This window comes from Cupriavidus taiwanensis, from assembly GCF_900250115.1.
Lineage (GTDB): Bacteria > Pseudomonadota > Gammaproteobacteria > Burkholderiales > Burkholderiaceae > Cupriavidus > Cupriavidus taiwanensis_B.
Map to the genome: position 1 here is coordinate 284,936 of NZ_LT984804.1, position 19,857 is coordinate 304,792.

22 protein-coding genes are annotated in these 19,857 nt (G+C 66.4%); 18 read left to right on the top strand and 4 right to left on the bottom strand.

Annotation, left to right across the window (positions count from 1 at the left end; genetic code table 11):
• Positions 1-4: 4 nt before the first annotated feature.
• From CBM2586_RS18110 to CBM2586_RS18135, 6 genes are all read left to right on the top strand, one after another.
• Positions 5-799, top strand: a complete 795-nt coding sequence (locus CBM2586_RS18110; RefSeq protein WP_115689005.1) for a MinD/ParA family ATP-binding protein — start codon at positions 5-7, stop codon at positions 797-799.
• Between the two features lie 97 nt (positions 800-896).
• Positions 897-1,613, top strand: a complete 717-nt coding sequence (locus CBM2586_RS18115) for an RNA polymerase sigma factor FliA (protein WP_092316269.1) — start codon at positions 897-899, stop codon at positions 1,611-1,613.
• A complete protein-coding gene (locus tag CBM2586_RS18120; RefSeq protein WP_115689007.1) occupies positions 1,613-2,050 on the top strand; it encodes a flagellar protein FlhE in 438 nt (145 codons plus the stop codon). Before CBM2586_RS18115 ends, CBM2586_RS18120 begins: the two co-directional genes overlap by 1 nt.
• A 303-nt stretch (positions 2,051-2,353) precedes the next feature.
• Positions 2,354-2,878 carry a PAAR domain-containing protein gene (locus CBM2586_RS18125; protein ID WP_198035862.1) on the top strand — a complete coding sequence of 175 codons (525 nt, stop codon included), beginning with the start codon at positions 2,354-2,356 and terminating at the stop codon, positions 2,876-2,878.
• Positions 2,878-3,432: a hypothetical protein gene (locus CBM2586_RS18130; RefSeq protein WP_115665660.1), complete on the top strand. Its 555-nt coding sequence runs from the start codon at positions 2,878-2,880 to the stop codon at positions 3,430-3,432. The genes CBM2586_RS18125 and CBM2586_RS18130 overlap by 1 nt, the downstream gene beginning before the upstream one ends.
• Positions 3,433-3,435: 3 nt before the next feature.
• Positions 3,436-3,729, top strand: a complete 294-nt coding sequence (locus tag CBM2586_RS18135) for a hypothetical protein (protein ID WP_115665659.1) — start codon at positions 3,436-3,438, stop codon at positions 3,727-3,729.
• A 581-nt stretch (positions 3,730-4,310) separates the two neighbouring features.
• Here CBM2586_RS18135 and CBM2586_RS18140 read toward each other — a convergent pair.
• The 3 genes from CBM2586_RS18140 to flgA form a co-directional block, all read right to left on the bottom strand.
• On the bottom strand, positions 4,311-4,772 hold the full coding sequence (locus CBM2586_RS18140) for a flagellar protein FlgN (RefSeq protein ID WP_115689009.1): 462 nt from the start codon (positions 4,770-4,772) through the stop codon (positions 4,311-4,313).
• Positions 4,773-4,777: 5 nt separating this feature from the next.
• On the bottom strand, positions 4,778-5,089 hold the full coding sequence (gene flgM / locus CBM2586_RS18145) for a flagellar biosynthesis anti-sigma factor FlgM (protein WP_115689011.1): 312 nt from the start codon (positions 5,087-5,089) through the stop codon (positions 4,778-4,780).
• A gap of 163 nt (positions 5,090-5,252) precedes the next feature.
• On the bottom strand, positions 5,253-6,029 hold the full coding sequence (flgA, locus tag CBM2586_RS18150) for a flagellar basal body P-ring formation chaperone FlgA (RefSeq protein WP_115689013.1): 777 nt from the start codon (positions 6,027-6,029) through the stop codon (positions 5,253-5,255).
• 232 nt (positions 6,030-6,261) lie between these two features.
• On the opposite strand from flgA, the gene flgB reads away from it, so the two are divergent.
• From flgB to flgL, 11 genes are all read left to right on the top strand, one after another.
• Entirely contained in the window at positions 6,262-6,669 is a 408-nt protein-coding gene (flgB, locus tag CBM2586_RS18155; RefSeq protein ID WP_115665655.1) for a flagellar basal body rod protein FlgB, read from the top strand.
• Between the two features lie 15 nt (positions 6,670-6,684).
• A complete protein-coding gene (gene flgC / locus CBM2586_RS18160) occupies positions 6,685-7,092 on the top strand; it encodes a flagellar basal body rod protein FlgC (RefSeq protein WP_018006607.1) in 408 nt (135 codons plus the stop codon).
• Between the two features lie 58 nt (positions 7,093-7,150).
• Entirely contained in the window at positions 7,151-7,816 is a 666-nt protein-coding gene (gene flgD / locus CBM2586_RS18165; RefSeq protein ID WP_115665654.1) for a flagellar hook assembly protein FlgD, read from the top strand.
• Positions 7,817-7,884: 68 nt separating this feature from the next.
• On the top strand, positions 7,885-9,129 hold the full coding sequence (gene flgE / locus CBM2586_RS18170) for a flagellar hook protein FlgE (protein ID WP_115665653.1): 1,245 nt from the start codon (positions 7,885-7,887) through the stop codon (positions 9,127-9,129).
• A gap of 26 nt (positions 9,130-9,155) precedes the next feature.
• On the top strand, positions 9,156-9,899 hold the full coding sequence (locus tag CBM2586_RS18175) for a flagellar basal body rod protein FlgF (protein WP_115665652.1): 744 nt from the start codon (positions 9,156-9,158) through the stop codon (positions 9,897-9,899).
• A 54-nt stretch (positions 9,900-9,953) separates the two neighbouring features.
• Positions 9,954-10,739, top strand: a complete 786-nt coding sequence (gene flgG, locus CBM2586_RS18180; RefSeq protein ID WP_115665651.1) for a flagellar basal-body rod protein FlgG — start codon at positions 9,954-9,956, stop codon at positions 10,737-10,739.
• 11 nt (positions 10,740-10,750) lie between these two features.
• On the top strand, positions 10,751-11,449 hold the full coding sequence (gene flgH, locus CBM2586_RS18185; RefSeq protein WP_115689015.1) for a flagellar basal body L-ring protein FlgH: 699 nt from the start codon (positions 10,751-10,753) through the stop codon (positions 11,447-11,449).
• A 7-nt stretch (positions 11,450-11,456) separates the two neighbouring features.
• Positions 11,457-12,602 carry a flagellar basal body P-ring protein FlgI gene (locus CBM2586_RS18190; protein ID WP_277349530.1) on the top strand — a complete coding sequence of 382 codons (1,146 nt, stop codon included), beginning with the start codon at positions 11,457-11,459 and terminating at the stop codon, positions 12,600-12,602.
• Between the two features lie 2 nt (positions 12,603-12,604).
• Entirely contained in the window at positions 12,605-13,663 is a 1,059-nt protein-coding gene (gene flgJ, locus CBM2586_RS18195) for a flagellar assembly peptidoglycan hydrolase FlgJ (protein ID WP_115689019.1), read from the top strand.
• Positions 13,664-13,957: 294 nt separating this feature from the next.
• Positions 13,958-15,877 carry a flagellar hook-associated protein FlgK gene (gene flgK, locus CBM2586_RS18200; RefSeq protein ID WP_115689021.1) on the top strand — a complete coding sequence of 640 codons (1,920 nt, stop codon included), beginning with the start codon at positions 13,958-13,960 and terminating at the stop codon, positions 15,875-15,877.
• A 37-nt stretch (positions 15,878-15,914) separates the two neighbouring features.
• The gene (gene flgL / locus CBM2586_RS18205) at positions 15,915-17,144 is read left to right on the top strand and encodes a flagellar hook-associated protein FlgL (protein WP_115689023.1); all 1,230 of its coding nucleotides are present in this window, start codon (positions 15,915-15,917) and stop codon (positions 17,142-17,144) included.
• A 142-nt stretch (positions 17,145-17,286) separates the two neighbouring features.
• Here the strand turns inward: flgL and CBM2586_RS18210 are convergent, their stop codons facing one another.
• Positions 17,287-18,861, bottom strand: a complete 1,575-nt coding sequence (locus CBM2586_RS18210) for a tannase/feruloyl esterase family alpha/beta hydrolase (protein ID WP_231942638.1) — start codon at positions 18,859-18,861, stop codon at positions 17,287-17,289.
• Between the two features lie 237 nt (positions 18,862-19,098).
• On the opposite strand from CBM2586_RS18210, the gene CBM2586_RS18215 reads away from it, so the two are divergent.
• A complete protein-coding gene (locus CBM2586_RS18215; RefSeq protein WP_115665568.1) occupies positions 19,099-19,743 on the top strand; it encodes a TetR/AcrR family transcriptional regulator in 645 nt (214 codons plus the stop codon).
• The last annotated feature ends 114 nt before the right edge of the window (positions 19,744-19,857 follow it).

Here is a 19,857-nt window from a genome sequence, read left to right on the forward strand (position 1 = left end):
CGCCATGGACCAGGCCGAGAGCCTGCGCCGGATGCTGGCGCCGCGCACCACGCGCCGTATCGCCGTGCTGGCCAGCGAACGCGGCGCCGGCGCCACCACCGTGGCGCTGGGCTTGTCGCACGCGCTGGCGATGCAGGGCGAGCGCGTGCTGCTGGTCGATGAAGACGCCGCCGCGGCCGGGGCCACGCGCCTGTCGGGCGCCAGGCCGGGGGGTACGCTGGCCGATGTCCAGGCGGGCCGGCTGTCGCTGGAGGCCGCGGTGGGCGTGGGCCCGGGCGGGGTGCTGTCGGTGCTGCCGGCGGGCCGGCCGGTGACGGGCGCTGCCTTGCCGCCCGCGGCGATGAACGATTTCCGCAGCGTGCTGGTGGACGCCGGCATCGATGCCGACGGCGCGCTGTCGCCGCTCGCGGGCGGTGCGCATAACGTGCTGGTGGTGATGCGCCCGGAGCTGGCTTCGATCACTGCCGCCTACGCGTGCATCAAGCGGCTGCACCACCTGTATGCGTGGCGCCAGTTCCACCTGATCGTCAACCTGGCGGCAAGCGAAGCCACGGTGCAGGCCATCCTGCGCAACCTGGCGCGCACCGCCAGCCAGTATCTCGGTGTCGAAGTGCTGTGCGCGGGCTGGCTGCCGGCCGATCCGCTGGTGGCGCGCGCCGTGCAGCTGGGCCGCTGCGTGGTCGAGGCGTTCCCGGCGGCACCGGCCACCGCGGCACTGCGCCGCAGCGCCGGGGGCATCGGCGCCTGGCCGCTGCGCGCGAACGCCGCCACGCCCGCTGCCGCCCCCGCGATGGCCTGAGCCTGCCAGCCATGCCAGCCCAAACCACCACACCCTGAGCCAGCCGGCACGCCAAGGCGTACCGGTCCAGCCATCCAGCAGTCACGAGAATTGCACCATGTACACGATCCAGGGAAAGCTCGAACAGGCCGATGTGGTCAAGGCGCACGCCCAGCTGGTGCGCCGCATCGCGCTGCAGCTCGCCGCCAGGCTGCCCGCCAGCGTGCAGATCGACGACCTGATCCAGGCCGGCATGATCGGCCTGCTCGACGCCGCCAAGCGCTATGAAGACACCCACGGCGCGCGCTTCGAGACTTACGCCAGCCAGCGCATCCGCGGCGCCATGCTCGACGAAGTGCGCGCCAACGACTGGCAATCGCGCAGCCTGCGCCAGTTCACCCGCCGCATCGAACGCACCCAGCGCAACCTGGAACAGAAGCTCGGCCGCACGCCCATCGATTCCGAAGTGGCCGAGGCCATGGAGATGCCGCTGGACGAATACCAGCTGCTGCTCAACGAGGTCTATGGCTGCCAGCTGCTGCACTATGAAGACTTCGAGCGCTCCGGCGAAGAAGACTTCCTCGACCGCCACCTCGGCGGCAGCGATGACGGCAACCCGCTCACCGTGCTGATGGAAAGCGGCATGCGCGAGGCACTGGTGCGCGCCATCGAGCGCCTGCCAGAACGCGAGAAGCTGGTGCTGTCGCTGTGCTATGACCAGGAGCTGAACCTGCGCGAGATCGGCGCGGTGCTCGACGTGACCGAATCGCGCGTATGCCAGATCCGAGGGCAGGCCATCAACCGGCTGCGCAACCAGTTGCGCGGGCTGCTGTGATGCGGGGGCCGGGGCGCGCCGCGCGTGGCGCCTGCTGGCTGCTGGTTGCCGTATCGGCCTGCGCATGGGCCGCCTTCGATGCCGGTACCCGTCATGCATGGACGGGCTCGGTCAATGGACCGGCCCTATACGGCCGCGGGCAACGCGCGGTATCGCCGCCGATACTGCCCACCGGCGTATTGCCGCAATCGGAAGGGGTGATTACCTCGGTGCGCTGGCGCTACAGCTTCGCCAAGACGCCACCGCAGGAACTGCAGGCCTACCTGTGCAATGCGCAACGCTGCGTGCTGCTGCCGCAGGCCGAGGGCAGGACCGACGCGTTCCTTGGCGACGATGCCACCAAGGGGTTTGTGTTTGCGTTCCGGGTGCCGGGGCAGGGGAGCCTGGTGCCGGTGTTGCAGGGGCGGAGTAATGAGGTGGTGGTGGGGTTCAGGTAGCCTTGCCGCTTCTGGCACACGCGACTTTCAATTGCCGGTCGCGTGCTCTCTCCCCCTTGCGGGAGGCAACCCAGCCAAGAGAGCGAAGCACCCCCCGATCGCGCTCGACAAGCTATTCGGCTTTATGCGCGACATGGAAGCATTGGGATTCCAAGGCTCATAGCGACCTTCATCGCAATCGATACGGCGCCTTGAATCTGAAATCCGCATAACCTCTACAAACCGTAAAATCAGACGTTTCCGATATACGGCATTAAGGTTCATCTATATAAGCGGAAATTTAGGCCACTTCGCTTAATCATCATGATGAAAGGAATCATTCATCGTGGCGACAGAACCGACCACGGCGGTACCGTTATCCAAGGCTTCATGAACACCGAATCAAACGGAAGAGCTTGGGCTGGCGTGGGACACATGGTTGTTTGCCCTCGATGTAAGGGGACGTTTCCAATCATCGAGGGGCATGCGCAAATCACGGTGGATGGAATCGCGGTTGCTATGCACGGCATGCGAACCGCTTGCGGCGCTGTATTGCTTGCCTCGTCGACTGTCACCGTTGCTGAGCATCCGTTACCCGGCTCACCGGAAACTGCCTACATGACAAGGTCGGCAGCATGCATCGCTTCCCCAACAAGCGACATGCATACGGATATGTTTGTGTTGCGCGATCGGGCCACAGGCGAGCCCGTACCCAATACGGACTATGCGATATTGCGTGCAACCGGTGAATTTGAGTATGGCCGAACAAATGCCCACGGGCATACGCACATGCTAAGTACGGTTGCGCAAGCCGAGGGGATCGAAGTCTATGCCGAGGGCATGCGCTAATGGGAACTGTCAAACATCCTAACGGTAAGACCCTTACCCTAATTGCGCAGCGGCGAACGACTCCCCTACCGGCGGATGCACCAAAGTCTATCTATATTGAGCGCGAATTTATCGAGGTCATGGTCTTCGATAGCATGCCGGAACCGTCATCGGTAATGGGTCATGCAGCCATTGAAGTACGCGGCATTACGTACAATCGCCAAGCAGACGGCTATCATCGGCAAGCGCCAACCACGTACATTTACCGAGAGGCCGCACAACGAGATATCATCGGGCTTCGCCTATGGGTGACTCCGATGGAAGCTGACCAGCTTCAGGCCGATCTGGAAAGCCGTGTGAAAGCGGGAAAGAAATATGATCTTCTCAGGAATTCATGCTCGACGAACACCGCTCAAGCATTGGAGAACATCGGCATCCTGGCACATGACCCACGCAACATACAGACGCCCATTACGCCCGCCGAGCTACTGTCGGTGGTTAGCAAATCCAATCGTGTCGTGGAAAGAAGGCTATACCCGAAGGGCTGGAAGCATGGCGCATCCACGAACTGGTAGACCATGAGGAAGCTATTCATTGCTTTGGCATTGCTAGCCCTTATGGCAGCAGCGTACGTATTTTTCACTGGTGTACGCATTAGCTCTACGCCAAGCGTGACCATTACTGCCGTCAGGCTCTACGCGACAGAGGGCGATGCCAGTGCGCAGAGCGAGAACTTTCAGTTGTTGCCAATCAAAACCAAGTGCTATCTGACCAAGGTCGGGAGTAAGCACAACACCATGCGCGTGCGCTGCGAAGACCCGGCAGTTGAGGGTTGGATTTGGGACTTCCACCTGTTTGAGCCACCGCTTTGAGCGGCGAATCGCACTTGTCACGCGTTACTGTGGCGCGGCTACGTGCATGATTTGGAGAGCGTTGGGGAGAGAGCGGGAGTATCGACGAAGTAAAGGCTGTCGCTATTGTCACCGCCGGCCCTCACCCCCGCCCCTCTCCCGCTTGCGGGAGAGGGTTGGGGTGAGGGCGGGAGTGTCGACGAAGTGAAGACTGTCGCTATTGCCCCCGCCGGCCCTCACCCCCGCCCCTCTCCCGCACGCGGGAGAGGGAAGAAAACCCGCAGCGATATGACTGCCTCGGGCTTTCCCATATCAGATTGCGTACTCCCTCTCCCGCTTGCGGGAGAGGGTTGGGGTGAGGGCGGGACTATCAACGAAGTGAAGGCCGTCGCTATTGCCATCGCCGGCCCTCACCCCCGCCCCTCTCCCGCAAGCGGGAGAGGGGAGAAAACCCGCAGCGATATTACTGCCTCGGGCTTTCCCATATCAGATTGGGTACTCCCTCTCCCGCTTGCGGGAGAGGGTTGGGGTGAGGGCGGGAGCATCAACGAAGTAAAGGCTCCCGCCATTGCCACCGTAGAAAACGCAGAGCGGCCGAAGCCTCAACCAGCCGCCAGACTCACCCCACCCACCCCAGCCGCCGCCTTCCCATCCTTCCCATACAACCCCGCATCCCCGCCGCTATGCTGGCGCAACGCCTGGATGGCTTCGCGGGTGAAGTCGAGATGGGCGTCAACAACCGCCCCGTTGAGCGCATTGGCGTCGCGCGCGCTGCGGGCCGCAAAGATCAGCCCGCGCCAGGCATCGGCCACCGCCGGTTCAACCTGGCGACCCAGCAGTTGGCCTTCCGGGCCCGCGCGCAGCCCCAGCGCGCCCATCTGCCCTTCGCGGGTCTTGAGCTGGCGGGACAGGGCCTGGCCCAGTTCGACCTTGCGCGTCAGCAGCCCGCTCAGGGACTGGAAGTCGCCCCGCCTGAGGGCGTCGCGCTCTTCGGCGAGGAGCTGGCCGAAGGCCTGGATGCCTTCGGTTTCGCGCTGCAGTGACTGGATCAGGCTCTGGCTCATGATGGCTATTTGGCGTCGGACTGGCCGAGCTCGCGCAGGGTGGCGAGGAGGCCGTCGGCAATCTTGCCCGGGTCGATGCGGATCCGGCCCTCGGCGATGGCCTGGCGGATCTCTTCGACCTTGGCGGTATCGATATCGTCGTCGGCCGGCTGGGCCAGGCGGGCGCTGATGTCGCGCACCTGCGCGGCGAGCGGGCTGACGCTCAGGCCGGCGGACGGCGCGGCCGCGTCGGCGGCGGCCGGGGCGGCCTGGGGCCGGGCGGCGTCGCCTGCGGCGGCGTCGGCGGGCCGGGACGAGGTGGAGTGGTTGATCTTCACGGGGCGATCCTTGCTGGTTTCCTATGGCATTACGGACGCGCCGGCGAATTCTTTAGGGCGCCTGGCCCGGATTCGCTGCACGGCGGCTGCGGCGGCATTTTCGCACGCCGCTGGGCCCGGAATTCCAGTCATTTCAGCCACGGTTACAGCACCTGGCGCACTGTCATTGCAGCACGACGGTGTCGCCGCTGCGCACCAGGCCATTGACCACCTGGCCGTTGCGCAGCCTGACCTGCACGGTGTTGCCGGTGGCGGCGTCGGCCAGCACCTTGCCTTCGCTGGTGATCTGGAAGGCATCGCCCTCGACCGCCACGGTGACGGTCTGGCCCTGGCGCACGGCGATGGCCTTGCGCAGCAGGTCGGTGCGCAGCGGCGAGCCGGCGGCGATCCGGTTGGCGGTGACGGCCCCGGCCAGCTGCGCCGGGTCGGTGATCACCGCGCGCGGCAGCGCGCCCAGGTCGCCCTGGCGGATTTCGACATCGGCCTGGCCGACCGGCTCGCCGGCGCCCAGCGCGCGCGCGGCCACGTAATAGTCAGTCAGCACGGATACGCGCGCTTGCATGTAGCGCACCCACGGCCGCTCGCCGCCGCAGCGCACGCCCACCGAGACGCGGCCCCATGGCGAAGCGCCGGCAGGCAGGAACGGGTCGGGTGCGATGCATTCCGGCGCGCGCCCGCCGGACGGCGGCGCCACCTGCACGCTGACCTTGCCCGGCAGGCCGGCGGCCTGCTGCTGCAGGAAGCGCTCGACTGCCACGCGCGCGGGGTCTTCGGTGAACGGGCTCGCCGTGGCGTGGGCGGCGGCGCCGTGCGCGGCCGGTGCCTGCATGGCGACCGGCGTGACCTGCGCGGGCGCGGCCCCGGCGGCAACGGGGCCAGCCGCGCAGGCGACCAGCAGGGCGCGCGCCAGGCGGCGGACGTTGCGGCAATTCTGTTTCATCTGGACTTCCGGCAAGGACGGCGCGCCGCCCCGTGACTGGCTGCGGGCGCCGTATACATCTGTCATCGGGGCCCATTGTAGGCAGCGCCCCGCGCGCGGGCGGGGCGAAATGCGCGGATTTCCCGTCCTTATTCATCCGATTGGCGTGACAGCTCCCCGCCTAAGATGCCAACCCTGAAGAAGGCAGGTTCGCTCCGTTCCGGTGAGCGCATGGCCAGCAGGGAGATGCCAAATGATTGACAGACTTGATGCGGCGCTACGTTTCCAGCAGGAAGCGCTCAGCCTGCGCAACCAGCGGCAGTCGGTGATTGCCTCGAACATCGCGCACGCGGACACGCCCGGCTACAAGGCGCGCGACTTCGATTTCTCCAGCACGCTGGCGCAGACCGTGGAGCGCGGCCACCGCAACGAGGGCATGTCGCTGTCGACCACGTCCATGCGCCACCTGCCGGCGCAAGCGCCCGGGCGCGAGGCATTCGACCTGGCCTACCGCACCCCGCTGCAGTCCAGCGTCGACGGCAACACCGTGGAAATGGACACCGAACGCGTGGCCTTTGCCGACAACGCCGTGCACTTCGAGTCCGGACTGACGGTGATCAATTCCAGGATCAAGACCATGCTGGCCGCGATCCAGCAGTAACGACGGAGCCAACCCATGCCGGCAATGAACATCTTCGACGTCGCGGGCTCGGCCATGGCCGCGCAGTCGCAGCGCATGAACGTGACCGCGTCCAACCTGGCCAACGCCGACAGCGTGGTCAGCCCCGACGGGCAGGCCTACCGCGCCAAGCAGGTGGTGTTCGGCATGGCGCCCACGCCGGGACAGACCGACATCGGCGGCGTGCAGGTGCAAGGCGTGAGCGAGGACCCGTCGCCCCCGCGCATGGTGCACAACCCCACGCATCCGATGGCCAATGCGCAGGGCTATGTGGTGATGCCCAACGTCAACCCGGTGGAAGAGATGGTCAACATGATCTCGGCCTCGCGCTCCTACCAGGCCAACGTGGAAGTGCTCAACACCGCCAAGAACATGATGCTCAAGACGCTGACGATCGGCCAGTGACACACCCCGGCCCGTCACGGCAACGGCTCCATCCGCACCTCGCACACAACCAACTGACATGACCACCACCGCCCCGGTAGGCAGCAACACGCAAGGCATCAACGACGCGCTCAAGAGCGGCAGCGCCAGTGCGTCCGAGCTGCAGAACAACTTCCTGACCATGCTCGTCACGCAGATGAACAACCAGGATCCGCTCAACCCGATGGACAACGCGCAGCTGACTTCGCAGCTGGCGCAGATCAGCACGGTCAGCGGCATGCAGACCATGAACGCGACGCTGTCGCAGCTGCTGTCGCAGGTCAGCGCCAGCCGCGCCATGGACTCGGCCGCGCTGATCGGCCGTACCGTGATGGTGCCGGGCAAGCAGGTGTCGGTCGAAGGCGGCGTGCCGGGCAAGATTGGGCTGGACCTGCCGTCGACCGCCGACGCGGTCACGGTCGACGTGCTCGACAAGGACGGCAACGTGGTGCGCACCATCGACATGAAGGGCCAGACCGCGGGCGTGCACAACATCGCCTGGGACGGCAAGAACAACGCCGGCGTGGCGGTGGCCGACGGCGACTACACCTTCAAGGTGACCGCCACCGCCAACGGCACCTCGGTGCAGCCGGTGGCGCTGGTGTACGGCAAGGTCGAGAGCATCAGTGGCGACGCCAGCGGCGTGCTGGTGGACCTGGGCGACGGCCAGACCGCCAACGTCGACGACGTGCGCCGCATTCTCTAATACGCAGGTGCCGGCGGCGCGCGCGCGCCGGCCGGCTTCAACCACAGCCTAGTCAAAAGGAAGCAATCATGGGTTTCGGTCAAGGGGTAAGCGGCCTGAACGCCGCCGCGTCCAACCTGGACGTGATCGGCAACAACATCGCCAACGCCAACACGGTTGGCTACAAGCAGTCGGCCGCGCAGTTCGCCGATGTCTACGCCGGCACCAAGATCGGCCTGGGCGTGCGCGTGAACTCGGTGGTGCAGTCGTTCAACCAGGGCAATATCGAGGCCTCGGGCCGGTCCCTGGACGTGGCCATCACCAACGGCAACGGCTTCTTCCGCCTGACCAGCCCGGAAGGCGCGGTCTACTACTCGCGCAACGGCCAGTTCCAGCGCCAGGAAGACGGCCGCATCACCAACATGCAGGGCCTGCAGGTGACCGGGTATCCCGCGGGCGTGGCCGGCGGCGCCGGCGTGCAGCCACAGCCGCTGGTGATCAGCAACGCGCAGATGGAGCCGCGCGCCACCAGCAGCATCACCGCCAAGTTCCAGCTGGATTCGCGCGCCACCGTGCCGGCGCAGGCGTTTGCCAGCGCGCCCGGCTCGCCGCCGACCAGCAACATGTTCAACTACAGCACGGCGATCAACGTCTATGACTCGCTCGGCAACAAGCAGCAGCTGATGGCGTATTTCGCCAAGGTGGCGGACTCGGCCGTGGCGCCGGTCCATCCCACCGTGGCCGGCGGTACCGACTGGCAGATGTACGTGACCGACGTCAACGGCAACATGGTCGGCGGCGCGCCCGCCACGCTGGCGTTCGACAACGCGGGCGCGCTGCAGTCGCCCGCGGCCGGCGCCGTGACCCTGACCCAGCCGGCCGCCAACGGCGCGCAGGCCATGGCGATGAAGCTAGACCTGACCGGCACCACCCAGTTCGGCGCCGACAACGACGTCAAGCAGCTCAGCCAGAACGGCTACACCTCGGGCAGCCTGCTGGGCTTCTCGGTCAATGGCGACGGTACCATCACCGGCAACTATTCCAACGAGCAGACCAAGCCGCTGGGCCAGATCGTGATGGCCGCGTTCGGCAACGTCGAAGGCCTGAAGCCGGAGGGCGACAACGTGTGGTCGGCCACCGGTGCTTCCGGCCAGGCGCTGGTCGGCGTGGCCGGCGGCAGCATGGGCACGCTGCGCTCGAATGCGGTGGAGGCCTCGAACGTGGACCTGTCCGGCCAGCTGGTCAACCTGATCGTGGCCCAGCGCAACTACCAGGCCAACGCGCAGACCATCAAGGCGCAGGACACGGTCATGCAGACCCTGGTCAACCTGTGACCGCCACGCTGAGCTGAGCCGCCGCCATGGACCGCATGATCTACACCGCCCTGTCGGGCGCCAAGCAGATACTCGACCAGCAAGCGGCGGTATCGAACAACCTCGCCAACGTCTCGACGCCGGCCTTCCGCGCCCAGGTCAACCTGTACCGCGCGGTGCCGGTGGTCGGGCCGGAGGCGGGCACGCGCGCCTTCACGCTGGCCTCCACGCCCGGCGCCGACATGCGCGCCGGCCCGCTGACCTATACCGGCCGCGCGCTGGACGTGGCGCTGCAGGGCAATGGCTGGTTGGTGGTGCAGGCGCCCGACGGCAGCGAGGCCTACACCCGCGCCGGCGCGCTGCAGGTGGCGCAGGACGGCCAGGTGCAGACCCTCTCCGGGCTGCCGGTGATGGGCGACGGCGGGCCGCTGGCGGTGCCGCCGGGCTCGCAGGTGACCATCGGCAGCGACGGCACCATCACCGCGCGCGGCCCGGGCGAAGCCTCGGCCGGGCTGGCGCAGGTGGGCCGGCTGCGCGTGGTCAACCCGCCCAACGACGCCATCGCACGCGGCGATGACGGCCTGTTCCGGCTGCGCCCCGGGGCCCAGCCGCTGGAGGCCGATGCCACCGTGCGCGTGATCTCGGGCGCGCTCGAAGGCAGCAACGTCAACCCGACCGAAGCCATGGTCGAGATGATCGCCAACGCGCGCCGCTTCGAGATGCAGATGAAGATGATCCAGGGCGCCGACGGCAACGAGCAGCGCGCCAACCAGCTGCTCTCGACCAACTGAACCGAATGACCGGCCGGCACGCCGTACCGTGCCAGGCCCCACGCAAGGACCAACATGATCCGCTCTCTCTGGATTGCCAAGACCGGCCTCGATGCGCAGCAGACGCAGATGGACGTGATCTCGAACAACCTGGCCAACGTCTCGACCAATGGCTTCAAGCGCGGCCGCGCGGTGTTCGAGGAACTGATGTACCAGACCATCCGCCAGCCCGGCGCGCTGTCGTCGGACCAGACCACGCTGCCCTCGGGCATGCAGCTGGGCACCGGCGTGCGCCCGGTGGCGACCGAGCGCATCCACACCCAGGGCAACCCGCAGCAGACCGGCAATGCCAAGGACGTGGCCATCCTGGGCCAGGGCTTCTTCCAGGTGGCGCTGCCCGACGGCACCACCGCCTATACCCGCGACGGCTCGTTCCAGGTGGACCAGAACGGCCAGCTGGTGACTTCCAGCGGCTTCGTGATCCAGCCCGCCATCACCATCCCCGCCAACACGCTGACGATGACCGTCGGGCGCGACGGCACGGTGTCGGTGACCCAGCCGGGCTCCAGCGCCAACGTGCAGGTGGGGCAGCTGCAGCTGGCCACCTTCATGAACCCGGCCGGCCTGGAAAGCATGGGCGAGAACCTGTACGTGCAGACCGACGCCTCGGGCGCGCCCAATACCACCGTGCCGGGCCTGAACGGCGCGGGCGTGGTGCAGCAGAACTACGTCGAGGCCTCCAACGTGAACGTGGTCGAGGAACTGGTCAGCATGATCCAGACCCAGCGCGCGTACGAAATCAACAGCAAGGCGGTGCAGGCATCGGACCAGATGCTGCAGCGCCTGGCGCAAATGGGTTGACTGGTGTGAACATGGCCACCTTGCTTTCCCGCCCGGGCGCGCGTGCGCTGGCTGGCCTGGCCGGCGTGGCAATGCTGGCCAGCAGCGGCTGCGCGCTGATGCCGCGCGAGCCGCTGGTGCAGATGCCGACCACGGCGCGCGCCGAGCCGCGGCCGATCGGGCCGGGCACCGGCTCGATCTTCGCGTCCTCGTATGCCGGCAACCCGCTGTTCGAGGATCGCCGCCCGCGCAATGTCGGCGACATCCTGACGATCGTCATCACCGAGAACGTCAACGCCAGCAAGAACTCGGGCACCAACGCCAGCCGCAACGGCAACACCTCGCTGGCATTCGATGCCGTGCCCAAGGCGCTGGCCGGGCTGTTCAGCAGCAGCTCGAACGCCAGCATCAATGGCGCCAACACGCTCAAGGCCAGCGGCGGCGCCAGCGCGGCCAACACCTTCAACGGCACCATCACCGTGACCGTGCTGGAAGTGCTGGCCAACGGCAACCTGGTGGTCTCCGGCGAAAAGCAGATGGCGATCAACCAGGGTGCCGAGTTCATCCGCTTCTCGGGCGTGGTCAATCCGCGCACCATCACCGGCGACAACGCCGTGCCGTCGACGCAGGTCGCCGATGCGCGCATCGAATACACCGCCAAGGGCGTGATCGACGAAGCGCAGAACATGGGCTGGCTGCAGCGCTTCTTCCTCAATGTTTCTCCGTTCTGACCGCGCCATGTCTGCCCAGATGCTCGCTCGTTTCCTGTCCCGCCTGCTGCGGCTGACCATGGTCAGCCTGGCGCTCGGCGTGGCCTTCGGCGCCTTTGCCACCGGTGCCAAGGCCGAGCGCCTGAAGAACCTGGCCACCTTCCAGGGCGTGCGCGACAACCCGCTGGTCGGATACGGCCTGGTGGTGGGGCTGGACAACACCGGCGACCAGACCATGCAGACGCCGTTCACCACGCAGAGCCTGACCAACATGCTGTCGCAGCTGGGCATCACGCTGCCGCCCGGCAAGAACATGCAGCTCAAGAACGTCGCGGCGGTGATGGTGACCGCGTCGCTGCCCGCGTTCGCGCAGCCCGGCAGCCAGCTCGATGTGGTGGTGTCGTCGATGGGCAATGCCAAGAGCCTGCGCGGCGGCACGCTGCTGATGACCCCGCTCAAGGGCGCCGATGGCCAGGTCTACGCGATCGCCCAGGGCAATATGCTGGTGGGCGGCGCGGGCGCGTCGGCCAACGGCAGCAAGGTGCAGATCAACCAGCTGGCGGTGGGGCGCATCGCCAACGGCGCCATTGTCGAGCGCGCGGTCGCGCCGTTCCAGCCCGATGGCGGCCTGCTCAACCTGGAGCTGAAGGACACGGATTTCGGCACGGCGCAGCGCGTGGTCGAAGCCATCAACGGCAACATGGGCGGCGGCGTGGCCGCGGCGCTGGACGGGCGCGTGGTGCAGGTGCGCGCGCCGGCTTCGCCGGCGGCGCGGGTGGGCTTCCTGGCCCGCATCGAGAATATCGACGTCACCCCGGCGAAGGCCGCGGCCAAGGTGATCCTGAACGCCCGCACCGGCTCCATCGTGATGAACCAGGCGGTGACGGTGGAGGACTGCGCGGTGGCGCACGGCAACCTGTCGGTGGTGATCAACACCCAGCCGGTGATCAGCCAGCCGGCGCCGTTCAGCGACGGCCAGACCGTGGTGGCGCCGGTGTCGCAGATCGACATGAGGCAGCAGGGTGGCTCGTTGCAGATCGTCAAGGCGGGCGCGTCGCTGGCCGCCGTGGTCAAGGGGCTGAACGCGCTCGGCGCGACCCCGGCCGACCTGCAGACCATCCTGGAAGCGATGCGCGCGGCCGGGGCGCTGCGCGCCGAGCTGGAAGTGATCTGAGCATGAGCAGCGGCATCAACGGCGGCGCGCTGCCTGCGCCGGGCGCCGACCTGAGCCAGCGCTTCGCGCTCGACACGCAGGGCTTCGAAGCGCTCAAGCACAGCGCGCGCGGCGGCGCCGACGCCAGTACGCTGCACGCCGTCGCGAAGCAGTTCGAGGCGGTGTTCACGCAGATGGTGCTCAAGAGCATGCGCGACGCCACGCCGCAGGACGGCCTGTTCGACAACGAGCAGAGCAAGCTCTACCTGTCGATGATGGACCAGCAGCTGGCGCAGCAGATGTCGTCGCGCGGGATCGGCCTGGCCGACGTGATGGTGCGCCAGCTGGCGCGCGCCACCGGCACCGCGATGCCAGCCGGCATGAACGCGCTGACGCCGGCCGAGGCCGGCAAGGCCGCCGATGCCGAGATGGCCAGGCTGCTCGACAGCCGCGGTGCCGGCGCCATGGCCGCCGACGCGGGCGAACAGGCCGACCTGCCCGCGCTCGGCACCGTCGTCGCGGGGCAGCAATGGAATCCCACCGCGGGTTTGCGCCAGTACCAGCCGCAGTCCTACGCGGAGCGCGGCCCGGGCGAAGAGCGGCTCGGCCGGCTGCCGGACGATGCCCCCGCCCACGTCAGCGCCTTCGTCGCCCGCATGGCCGGCCCCGCCGAAGCCGCGGCGCGCGCCAGCGGCGTGCCGGCGCGGCTGATCGTCGGGCAGGCCGCGCTGGAATCCGGCTGGGGCCAGCGCGAGATCACGCACGCCGACGGCTCCACCACGTTCAACGTGTTCGGCATCAAGGCCGGCCCCGGCTGGAAGGGCCGCGTCGCGGAAATCACCACCACGGAATACATCGACGGCCAGCCGCAGAAGGTGCGCGCCAAATTCCGCGCCTACGGCTCGTATGACGAAGCCTGCGCCGACTACGCGCGCCTGCTGACCAGCAACCCGCGCTACGCGGGCGTGGTCAGCGCGGCCACCGCCGAAGACGCCGCGCACGGCCTGCAGCGCGCGGGCTATGCCACGGATCCGGCGTACGGGCACAAGCTGGTGAAGATCATGAAGAAGGTGGCGGCGTAGGGCGCGGCGGCACCATTGTCTCGAGCCATCCAACTTCCGCTTGTGTACTCCCTCTCCCGCTTGCGGGAGAGGGTTGGGGTGAGGGCGGGAATCTCAACGAAGTGAAGGCCGTCGCAATTGCCACCGCCCGCCCTCACCCCCAGCTCCCCGCAACCGGGAGAGCGACCAAACCTGCAAGATCTGTAAAACCCCACCTCCACACCTAAAGTCCCACCCCCACCCAGCCGATAACTCCCACATCCACACCGCCGGCCGCACGCCGCGACAGTCCTAAAAATCCGGGATCAGAGCACCATGTCTCTCTTCAGTATTGGCCTCTCCGGCCTGAACACCGCGCAGAACGCGCTGACGACGACGGGCCACAACTTTGCCAACTCGGCAACCGAGGGCTACTCGCGCCAGAACACCATCGTCGCGTCCGCCGGCGGCCAGTACACCAGCCAGGGCTTCTACGGCTTCGGCTCGAACACCACTACGGTGATCCGCGTCTATGACGAGTTCCTGACCGGCCAGCTGCGCGGCGCCACCTCGGCCAGCGCCTCGCTGGCGGCGTACTCGGACCAGATCAGCCAGATCGACAACCTGCTGGCCGACCAGAAGGGGGGCCTGGCGCCGCTGATGCAGAAGTTCTTCGCCGCGGTGCAGGCCGTGGCCGATACCCCGGCAGATCCGGCCGCGCGCCAGGGCATGCTGTCGGCGGGCCAGGCGCTGGTGGGCCAGGTGCGCTCGGCCAGCAACTACTTCAAGCAGCTGCAGGCCGGCGTCAACGAGCAAGTCGGCACCGCCGTCACGCAAGTCAACGCGTACACCAGGCAGATCGCAAACCTGAACCAGGAAATCACGCGCCTGAAGGCCGCCTCGGGCGGCCAGCCGCCCAACGACCTGCTCGACCAGCGCGACCAGGCCGTGGCCGAGCTGACCAAGCTGGTCGGCGCCAAGGTGGTGGTGCAGGACAGCGGCACCTACAACGTCTTCGTCGGCAACGGCCAGCCGCTGGTGATGGGCAACGACGCCTATGAACTGAAGGCCGTGGCCTCGGCCGCCGACCCGAACCGCACCGTGGTGGCCTACACGCTGCCCACCGGCGCCGTGATCGAAAGCGAACCGGGCGCACTCACCGGCGGCTCGCTGGGCGGCCTGCTGCAGTTCCGCACCGAAACGCTGGATCCGGCGCAAAGCGCGATCGGCCGCCTGTCGCTGGCGATCGGCGCGAGCTTCAATGCGCAGCACCAGCTCGGCATCGACCTGAACGGCGCCCCCGGCACCGACATGTTCAAGCTGGGCACTGCCACCACCATTCCCAACGCCAACAACACCATCAAGACCACGGTAGCCACTGCCACCGTCGACAATGCCTCGGCGCTGACCACCAGCGACTACTCGCTGCATTTCGACGGCACCAACTACACGCTGACGCGCCTGTCCGACAACCAGCAGGTGGTCACACCCGTGCCGGCCGGCGGCGCCACTTACCCGCTGCAGTTCAGCGCCGACGGCTTTACCGTCGAGATCAACGGGCCGATGGGCACCAACGATTCGTTCACGGTGCAGCCCACCCGCAACGCCGCCACCGGCTTCGACATGGCGATCAACGATCCCGCCAAGATCGCTGCGGCCTCGCCCGCCTACATCGAGGCGACCGCCGGCAACAAGGGCAACGCCACCGCGTCGCTGAGCAAGGTCGCGCCCGGGTTCACCCCGCCGGCGGGCAAGATCACCGCCGAGTTCGACGGCACCAATTACATCTTCAAGGTCGGCGGCGTGGCCATGGCGCCGCAGCCGGTGGGCGTGCCCAACGGCAGCAACACCGACTTCACCCTCAACGGCCTCACCTTCAGCTTCGGCGGCACGCCCGCCGCCGGCGACAGCTTCACGCTGGGCAGCAACGCCGGCGCGGTCAAGGACAACGGCAACATGCTGGCGCTGGCCAGGCTGCAGAACGCCAAGACCATCGGTGGCGTGTCCAGCTTCAGCGAAGCCTACGCGCAGCTGGTCAACGATGTCGGCACGCGCGCCAAGTCGGTCAAGATCGCCTCGGCCTCGCAGGACAGCATCACCACGCAGATCAAGACCGCGCAGCAGTCGGTCTCCGGCGTCAACATGGACGAGGAAACCGTGTCGATGCTGCGCTTCCAGCAGCTGTACCAGGCCAATGCGCGCGTGATCCAGACCGCTGGCACGCTGTTCGACACCATCATCGGCATCGGCCGCTAAGCGCCGCAGCCACCCGCGTCAGAAGAGGTAACCCAATATGCGCGTTGCAAGCTCCACCCTGTACCAGCAAGGCCTGGCTTCGATGAACTTCCAGCAGGGCGCGCTGATGCATATCCAGCAGCAGCTCGGCACCGGCCGCTCCATCCTGACCCCGTCGGACGACCCCGTCGGCGCCACCCGCGCGCTGGGCGTCAGCCAGGCGCAGGCCGTCAACGGCCAGTACGCAACTTCTCGCAACCAGGCCAATATCGCGCTGGCGGCGGAAGAGAACGCGCTGCAGTCCGTCACCACCATCACGCAGAACATCCAGACCATGCTGGTGCAGGCCGGCAACGGCACCATGAGCGACGCCGACCGCGGCTCGCTCGCGACCGCGCTGGAAGGCCTGTACAACCAGCTGCTGAGCCTGGCCAATTCCGACGACGGCAACGGCCAGTTCCTGTTCGGCGGCACCCGCTCCGGCAGCGCGCCGTTCACGCAGGGCGCCGGCGCCAGCAACTATATCGGCGACAACGGCCAGCAACTGCTGCAGGTCGACGTCGCGCGCCAGATGCCCGCCGGCAACACCGGCCGCGAAGTCTTCATGAGCGTCACCGGCGGCGCCGGCTATGTGGTCAAGGGCAACCCTGCCAATACCGGCACCGCCACCTTCGGCACAGTGTCGACCACCGACCCGAGCCACCCGCTGTTCGGCCATGCGCTGCAGATGTCGTTCACGGCCAACGCCACCGGCCAGATCGAATACACCATCACCGACACCTCGACCGGCACCACCCCCGCCCCGGTTGTGGCTGGCCCGCTCGCCTACACCTCGCCCGCGCAGATCGAGGTGGCGGGCTTCAGCTTCAACGTCACCGGCGCGCCCAAGGCCGGCGACACCCTGACCATGCAGCCGGCCAGCGAGGCCGGCACCGACATGTTCGCCAACCTGCAGACCGTGATCGACACGCTGCGCCAGCCCGCCGCCTCGGAGAATGACCGCGCCAACCTGGGCAACGTGCTGTCGACCGCCGTGCGCCAGTTTTCCAACTCGCTCGACAACGTGCTGACCGTGCGCGCCTCGGTGGGCTCGCGCATGAACGAGCTGGATGCGCTGGATGATGTTGGTGCCAACCGGGATCTGACGTATTCGCAGACGCTGTCGGGGTTGCAGGACCTGGACTACGCCAAGGCGATTACCGAGTATTACCAGCGGCAGGTGGCACTGCAGGGGGCGCAGCAGTCGTTTATGCAGATCCAGGGGATGAATTTGTTCAAGTATTTGTAAGGGGGGACGGCGCGCTCCGGAAAGTTTGAGGCGCTACGGGCGCGGGCGGCCTCAAGCCGCTTTTCCCTGCCACTTCTTGCCAGTGTTTTCGACAAACAGTATGGGCATCGCGCCGTCACGATGACCCATACCTGTCTCCGCACTACGGCGTCACGCAAGTGAAGCTGCTGTCCTCGGTCGGATCCCCCATGCCGTTGTACCGCGCATACTGCGGATACTTGCAGAGCGGACGCTTGACGGGCTTCTCATTGGGAAGCGGCGTGCTCTGCGTGGCGACCATGCCTGCCTGGGAAGGCGGGACGCCTTTCTCGATCCAGTCGAACATGGGCCCGACCAGATCGACGGTATCGGCACCGGTGCCACCGGCGCAGTGATTCACACCCGGCGCCGTAAAGTACTCGACGAACTTGTCTGCTTCCGCCTGCCCCCCGGCGTGGGTTACGACCTTGGTGTAGTAGTCCGTTGCATTGTTGGCGGTGATCAGCCAATCCGTGAGTCCTGTCCAGAGGATCAGCTTTCCGCCGCGTGCCCGGAACTGCGTCAGATCGGGATTCACCGCGTCGATCATGGTGACGAGTTGATTCAACCGGGCAGTGTAGTGTTCCGGTTCCAGCGTCAGCGGATCAACCATCGGATCCTGGGCAACGAAGTATCTGATGAATCCATCCATCAGCAGCTTCGAAATCGCGCCTCCCCACATATGCGTGGGCGTGCCCTGCTGTTCCTCGCCCCCATATGGGAATCCCGGCCAGGTATAACTTCCATTGGCAATGTTCGTCGCCGCGTAGAAGGTACGGGCCGAGTCGATCTGGGGATCGGTCAGGCAGGCGTCGCTCTCGGCACCGGAGCATTTGAGTTCCGCGGGATCGAACTGGCAGAGGTCGGGGCGTGAGACGATTCGGTCTGCTACACCGTCAAGGGCATCGCATTTCCGGTAGACAGCGTCGGAAATTGTCTTGATCTTTGCAGTCGACAGGGCCGCGCCCGGCTTTGCCAGTTGCTTGTAGGTCTTCTGATACCAAAGGAATTGGGGCGTGTACGCGTTGGCGGGCGCGCGGGATATCACGCCATCGAACAGGTTTGGAAACCGCTGTGCCTGGATGAGGCCTTGCCTGCCGCCACCCGAGCATCCCTCGTAGATGATCTTCGCGCTGGAGACCGGCTGCGCTCCGTAGTAGGTTTGCATGATGGCCTTGGCCGCGGGCAGCACGCGTGGCACTGCCAGATACGCATATTCATTGAGCATCTCGGAGTCCAGGGCCCATGCTTGCGTGTTGGCGGACGTATGGCCGTGATTGGTCGCGATCGTAGCGAACCCACGCTCGGCGATATTGGGGCTGTTCGAGCCATTGGGCAATCGCGTGATCGAGCCGTCGAAGCCGCCGCCGCCAAGGAATACCGTCCGCATGTTCCAACTGGTCGGCAGGTTCACTTCGAACTGCAAGTCCTGCGGCATTTGCGCGAGGACCGTACAACGCTCTGGTACGCCGTTGGCAGCAGGAACGACTTGCGCCTTCGTAACTGTCGCGCCTTCGATGGTTTGCCCCAGGAAGTCGCTACAGGTGGTCTGCGGGGTTGCGATGGCGGTGCTGTCCGACGGCGGTGGCGCTGCAGCAGCCTTGTTTTCGTCGGACCCGCCGCAACCGCCAAGACTGCCGATGACTGCGGCACTACCCACAAACAGGAACAGCGAACGCGATATTTCGGTATGGCGCACAGTAGTCTCCTCAGGTGTCGTGAGCAGGTATGCACCCTGCTCGGTTTGGTAGCCCTTTTATGTAGAGGCTAGACATTGAGGTACGGGACAACTGTCATGTATGGGACATTGGTGCAGGGACGAGTGCCCGCCGATGCGCGGCGCTCCCAGGTGGTTGGTACTGCCGGGCATGGCATAATCGGACGCAGGATGCTCCCCGCGATCACGGCAGGGATGGCTTAAGGCAGCAGGACCGAGATGCATGATCTACTGACTTCTCCCAGGGTACGCCTGCGTCGCCGCGGTGCCGACAAGCATCCCCTTATCCTGAAGGCCGCGCGCACGCTCATCGCGCAGTCGGGGTTCAGGGAGGCCCAGATGACGGCGATCGCCGAGGCGGCTGGCATAGCGATCGGGACGCTGTATCGATATTTTCCGTCCAAGACCGAACTGCTTGTCGAGGTCGTCCAGTTCACGGCACAGCGGGAAGTTGATGTCGTGGCCGGCATCGCCATGCGGGATGGCACCGCTTGCGAGCGGCTGGGCATGGCGGCCTGGACTTTCGCGAGCAGGGCGCTGCGTGGCCGGCGGCTGGCGCACGCGTTGGTGGCCGAACCGGTTGAACCCGAAGTCGAGGCAGCAAGGCTGACCTATCACCGTGCGCTCTCGCGGGTGTTCCGCACCATCATTGATCAGGGTATTGCCAACGGGGAGTTTCCCGAACAGGACGCGGCTGCCTCGGCCGACTGCATTGTCGGATGCCTGTTCGAGGGACTCGTCGCTCCGTTGAGCAGCGAAGCAGCGCTGGCGGGCGTCCCAATGCAAAGTCAGGTGACGTCCATTATTTCCTTCTGCCTGCGTGGCGTGGCAGGAACCATGGTGGCGTTCATTCCACCGGCGTGACGATTCCCTGTGGAGAAGAAGACATACACAAGTAGAACTCGGATTCTAAGTTCGATGTGTACGGAAAGACTCCTCGCGGCGCAATGCCGAGGGAAGTGCTCAGGTAAGTGGATA

Excerpts from the sequence above, each read along its gene's own strand:
- CBM2586_RS18110 (WP_115689005.1), top strand. The coding sequence starts at position 5 with ATGGACCAGGCCGAGAGCCTGCGCCGGATGCTGGCGCCGCGCACCACG.
- CBM2586_RS18115 (WP_092316269.1), top strand. The coding sequence starts at position 897 with ATGTACACGATCCAGGGAAAGCTCGAACAGGCCGATGTGGTCAAGGCG.
- CBM2586_RS18120 (WP_115689007.1), top strand. The coding sequence starts at position 1,613 with ATGCGGGGGCCGGGGCGCGCCGCGCGTGGCGCCTGCTGGCTGCTGGTT.
- CBM2586_RS18125 (WP_198035862.1), top strand. The coding sequence starts at position 2,354 with ATGATGAAAGGAATCATTCATCGTGGCGACAGAACCGACCACGGCGGT.
- CBM2586_RS18130 (WP_115665660.1), top strand. The coding sequence starts at position 2,878 with ATGGGAACTGTCAAACATCCTAACGGTAAGACCCTTACCCTAATTGCG.
- CBM2586_RS18135 (WP_115665659.1), top strand. The coding sequence starts at position 3,436 with ATGAGGAAGCTATTCATTGCTTTGGCATTGCTAGCCCTTATGGCAGCA.
- CBM2586_RS18140 (WP_115689009.1), bottom strand. The coding sequence starts at position 4,772 with ATGAGCCAGAGCCTGATCCAGTCACTGCAGCGCGAAACCGAAGGCATC.
- flgA (WP_115689013.1), bottom strand. The coding sequence starts at position 6,029 with ATGAAACAGAATTGCCGCAACGTCCGCCGCCTGGCGCGCGCCCTGCTG.
- flgB (WP_115665655.1), top strand. The coding sequence starts at position 6,262 with ATGATTGACAGACTTGATGCGGCGCTACGTTTCCAGCAGGAAGCGCTC.
- flgC (WP_018006607.1), top strand. The coding sequence starts at position 6,685 with ATGCCGGCAATGAACATCTTCGACGTCGCGGGCTCGGCCATGGCCGCG.
- flgD (WP_115665654.1), top strand. The coding sequence starts at position 7,151 with ATGACCACCACCGCCCCGGTAGGCAGCAACACGCAAGGCATCAACGAC.
- flgE (WP_115665653.1), top strand. The coding sequence starts at position 7,885 with ATGGGTTTCGGTCAAGGGGTAAGCGGCCTGAACGCCGCCGCGTCCAAC.
- CBM2586_RS18175 (WP_115665652.1), top strand. The coding sequence starts at position 9,156 with ATGGACCGCATGATCTACACCGCCCTGTCGGGCGCCAAGCAGATACTC.
- flgG (WP_115665651.1), top strand. The coding sequence starts at position 9,954 with ATGATCCGCTCTCTCTGGATTGCCAAGACCGGCCTCGATGCGCAGCAG.
- flgH (WP_115689015.1), top strand. The coding sequence starts at position 10,751 with ATGGCCACCTTGCTTTCCCGCCCGGGCGCGCGTGCGCTGGCTGGCCTG.
- CBM2586_RS18190 (WP_277349530.1), top strand. The coding sequence starts at position 11,457 with ATGTCTGCCCAGATGCTCGCTCGTTTCCTGTCCCGCCTGCTGCGGCTG.
- flgJ (WP_115689019.1), top strand. The coding sequence starts at position 12,605 with ATGAGCAGCGGCATCAACGGCGGCGCGCTGCCTGCGCCGGGCGCCGAC.
- flgK (WP_115689021.1), top strand. The coding sequence starts at position 13,958 with ATGTCTCTCTTCAGTATTGGCCTCTCCGGCCTGAACACCGCGCAGAAC.
- flgL (WP_115689023.1), top strand. The coding sequence starts at position 15,915 with ATGCGCGTTGCAAGCTCCACCCTGTACCAGCAAGGCCTGGCTTCGATG.
- CBM2586_RS18215 (WP_115665568.1), top strand. The coding sequence starts at position 19,099 with ATGCATGATCTACTGACTTCTCCCAGGGTACGCCTGCGTCGCCGCGGT.